Raw genomic sequence first — 3,881 nt, forward strand, 5'->3', positions numbered from 1 at the left:
TTTCAACATGGTATAGGACGACAATTGAGTACCTCGGCAAATTATATGAAGAAGCTAAAACGAAATATATACCAGCTAACACAGAACTGTTAGAAACGATAAAAGCTCTGCCGACCAAATAAGGTTAGCAGAACTTTTAGTCTCTAATTTATCCAAAGAAAATAAAGTTGTAGACTGAGAAAATAAAGTATTAGACTAACGTTGCTTCATTAAGCTAACGAGCACAGGATAGTGTAGATCTAATGTTTTGTTTCTCTGGAGTTTAGTGATAAAATAAAGATTACTAAGTAAAACTAATAAATGAAAGATTAAAGGTGTGATTTTTTAATGAGAAATTTCATTTTCCAGACAAACCGATTGGGGTTTTCAGAGTGGGATTTGAGTGATTTAGATTTGGCTATTGAATTATGGGGAAACCCGCTAGTATCACGATTTATTAATGGAAATGGTCAATTTTCTATAGAAGAGATTAATAATAAACTATTAAAAGAAATTCAAAATAACCTTAATTTTCAAGTCCAGTATTGGCCTTTATTTGAATTAGAAAGGGGTGGAATGATAGGTTGTTGTGGGTTAAGGCCATACAACAAAGGAACACAAATGTTTGAATTAGGTTTTCATCTTAAAAACGAATACTGGGGTAAAGGGTATGCCTTTGAAGCAGCGTCTGCAGTGTTAGAACACGCCCGTAATAACCTTAAAACAGAGTACATTGTGGCGGGACATCATCCGGAAAATGCAGCATCCGCAAAATTGCTTGGAAAGCTTGGTTTTGAATACACCCATAATGAATATTATGATGCAACAGGCCTTGAGCATCCTACATATAAACTAAAAATGGCTTAATACATTGAGCTAACGAGATACTTTAGTTCAATAAAACAGCGGCAGTTTAGGACTTTATTTTCTCGTCCTTGGCTGTCGCTGTTTCAATTTCTAGGCTCAGTCTAATACTTTATTTTCTGCTGACACCAATACTTACCGCCTCACTACAGTACAAATGAGCGTTATAATTAACTTGAGGTGGTCTATTGTTCATTTCTCCAATGTTACTTGCAACAGCAGCTGCCCCCTTTTCGGATTCGCGCTATATCTTCGAACCGGAAATAGACGGCCACCGCTTAATATATTCGCAACAGAACGGCATTGTACGCTTATTCACGCGCCATAATAACGACTGCACACACCAATACCCGGAGATAGTAGCGCTACATTCCCGTATGACATCGTGTTGAACGGTGAGATTGCGTGCGTTGATCCGATAACGGGTGTATCGGATTTTGAATCCGTTATGTCACGCTTTCAGGCAAAGAAGGCGGACAAGATTACTAAGCTCGTAGCTGAATTACCGGCTACTTTCGTTGTCTTCAATGTCTTGAGCTTTAAAGGCGAGAATTTGCGGAGCCTACCGCTTACGGAACGTAAGTCCATACTCGCTAGTCTAACTCTTTCTAGCCCGAGTTTCGGGGTTGTTCCGTATATTGAAGGCGCCGGTGAGGCGTTGTTTGAGCAGATAGAAGCGCGCGGTATGGAAGGCGTGGTCGCCAAGCGTAAAGAGAGAACGTATATCAGCCGTCGATCAGCGTCTTGGCAGAAGGTCATTAACTGGTCCTATGCTGACGTATTTATAACAGGTTATCGTAAAAAGGAATTCGTGTGGCTTGCAGGCGTACCGAATGAGAGTAGTAAAATTCGTCCGTCTGGTATCATTGAGCTGGGTGCAACGCCGACACATAAGAAGGCGTTTTATGGAGTGTCTAAATCATTGATAATTGGGAAGGATCGCGAGTATGTTTATGTGGAACCACGTATAAGGGCTCGCGTAAAGATGCGTAACTGGACTAAGGCGGGGTTATTACGAAGTCCAGTTTTTACAGAGTTTAAAGTCTAATAAACAAAAAGCTCTGCTAACCTTAATTGTCGGCAGAGCTTTCTATTATATAACGCAAATAAGACTGCCTTTTCTCAATTCTCTTAACAACTAGATTATATGGTACTTAGTGACTATGTACACAGATATACAGATTATATATAATTATTTTTTCAGTTAAATTATAGAAAGAATGGATTTAATTTGAAAAGATTAATGTGTTTTGGTATCGCCACATCATTGCTTCTATCACTAAGCTCCGCCGCTTTTGCACAGGATTCAATTTCAGCAAATCAAACTGATATTGGTTACGTTAAAGTGATTGAAAATACTGAGAATCAGGACGGGCATGTTATTACTCCTTTTGATGTTCAATTGATTAATCCGATACATCACATTGGAAAAGGAGCATTGGAAAAAACCTTTACCATGGACCCTAGGAATGGACAAGACGCCAATGTTTTCATTAAAAATAATGGAAGTTCAACAGTCTATATCAAGTTTGGTATAGACGGAAAAGATCCTTTAGAATTATCACTCGAACCTGGGAAACAAAAGAACATTCAGGTTTACACCCAAAAAACAAATTCATATAAGTTATACATTTATAACAAGGACGGTTCTAGTATGGACCTCCAGGTAAGCGCGAGACAATTCTAATTAATGTGCAGCAATTACTAAGTGGATTCATATACATCCGACTTACATAACAAAGAAAAGGACTCTATCGGCTAAACCATTGGAGTCCTCTTTCGCCTCTCTTCTAAATTCAAATCGATTAGCGAAAAGAGGCTCTGCAGACCAATTAAGGCTGGCAGAGCCTTTAAATTTATTTAGAGTATTCACTTACTTCAAACGTTAGAATACGATCATACAGCATATAATCCTTTCGGCTGCTGAACGGCCCTTTATTGTTATCATGTTTATTAACGGCGTATGAAGCCGATCCAGAACCAGCCTGTTTGCCGTTGTACCATGCAATAAAGTCATTGACCTCTTTCATGCTTAGGTCGAATTCCTTCTCTAAGCCAGTTGTCATAGTGACTACCAGAATAGCACGATTACCCGTTGGCTGCTCAGGGTCAGTTTGACTGTCTCCCCCTTGTGGAATTGCAGATGCTTCATTGGAATATTCAGAATCGGCACCGTTCACTTTAGCACTTACAACAAAGTAGTACTTTGTTCCGTTGGTCAGACCGGGAATAACAAAGTTTCCATATGCATCTTTTGTTGCTGTTACCGTTTCAGTGTATTTACCTGATTCTGTTCCGTATTTTATAGTATAGCTTTCTGAGTCTTTAACCTGATTCCACTTCAGTGTAACCTGACTATTCCCTGCCTCAGCATTTAGATTAATTTGTGAAGCATTGTAATCAATGAGCTTTCCATCAGAGTCTATATCTATAGCATCAAATCGGTAATCGTAAACTACATAGTTTTCTGACGGAGTCTCAGTCCAAATTTTAACGATGTGTACACCTTTTTTTAGACCTGTTTTCTCATAAGCTAAGCGTTGATGCGACCAAGACTCTCTATACGCAGTAAAGTATTCTACATTACCATCTATGCTAATCCCTACTTTTTTAGTATATGAATCTGACATATTGATAATCAGTCTAATTTTTGTTCCATCGAATTTAAAATTAATAGTACTTGGCTTATTATGAGCAGCTCCTAACACTGTCTTGTTGTAGTCTTCTGCATCCGCTATTTTAACCATGTCATTCCCATAAATTAATTCTGGTGATCGATCGTCATACCGGGTCCATCCAGGTTCAGGTGTATCCAAGCGTTCCCCAACTTTTGCTGCAAAGACGCTCATGTTAGAAAAGAGAATTGATGTAAAGAAAAATATACCTGCAACAACACCGATTTTTTTAAAAGAAATCCATTTCATTTTATAATCCCCCCAGTGATCTATTGAACAGATACTAAGGTAATATATTCCTAAAAATATGTCTAAACATAAACTTGCTTATCTATAAATATAATCTAAATATTTGCATATTTA

At 38.2% G+C, this 3,881-nt stretch carries 3 protein-coding genes and 1 pseudogene; 3 read left to right on the top strand and 1 reads right to left on the bottom strand.

Annotated features, from left to right (window positions below):
• The first annotated feature begins 327 nt into the window (after positions 1–327).
• The 3 genes and pseudogenes from ACQQ6X_RS18835 (at position 328) to ACQQ6X_RS18845 (ending at position 2,530) form a co-directional block, all read left to right on the top strand.
• A complete protein-coding gene (locus ACQQ6X_RS18835) occupies positions 328–846 on the top strand; it encodes a GNAT family N-acetyltransferase (protein WP_305166551.1) in 519 nt (172 codons plus the stop codon).
• Positions 847–1,031: 185 nt separating this feature from the next.
• Positions 1,032–1,891 (top strand): annotated as a pseudogene (locus ACQQ6X_RS18840) (ATP-dependent DNA ligase).
• A gap of 183 nt (positions 1,892–2,074) precedes the next feature.
• Positions 2,075–2,530 (top strand): hypothetical protein, encoded by a 456-nt coding sequence (locus tag ACQQ6X_RS18845; RefSeq protein WP_305166552.1) that lies wholly within the window; start codon positions 2,075–2,077, stop codon positions 2,528–2,530.
• Between the two features lie 169 nt (positions 2,531–2,699).
• On the opposite strand, the gene ACQQ6X_RS18850 is transcribed toward ACQQ6X_RS18845, so the two are convergent.
• Positions 2,700–3,767 carry a fibronectin type III domain-containing protein gene (locus tag ACQQ6X_RS18850; RefSeq protein ID WP_305166553.1) on the bottom strand — a complete coding sequence of 356 codons (1,068 nt, stop codon included), beginning with the start codon at positions 3,765–3,767 and terminating at the stop codon, positions 2,700–2,702.
• Positions 3,768–3,881 lie beyond the last annotated feature (114 nt).

It is taken from the genome of Paenibacillus ottowii (assembly GCF_050516475.1).
GTDB classification, from domain to species: Bacteria; Bacillota; Bacilli; order Paenibacillales; family Paenibacillaceae; genus Paenibacillus; species Paenibacillus ottowii.

Bases quoted from the DNA above. Each gene is read 5' to 3' on its own strand.
- ACQQ6X_RS18850 (WP_305166553.1), bottom strand. From the start codon at position 3,767: ATGAAATGGATTTCTTTTAAAAAAATCGGTGTTGTTGCAGGTATATTT.
- ACQQ6X_RS18835 (WP_305166551.1), top strand. From the start codon at position 328: ATGAGAAATTTCATTTTCCAGACAAACCGATTGGGGTTTTCAGAGTGG.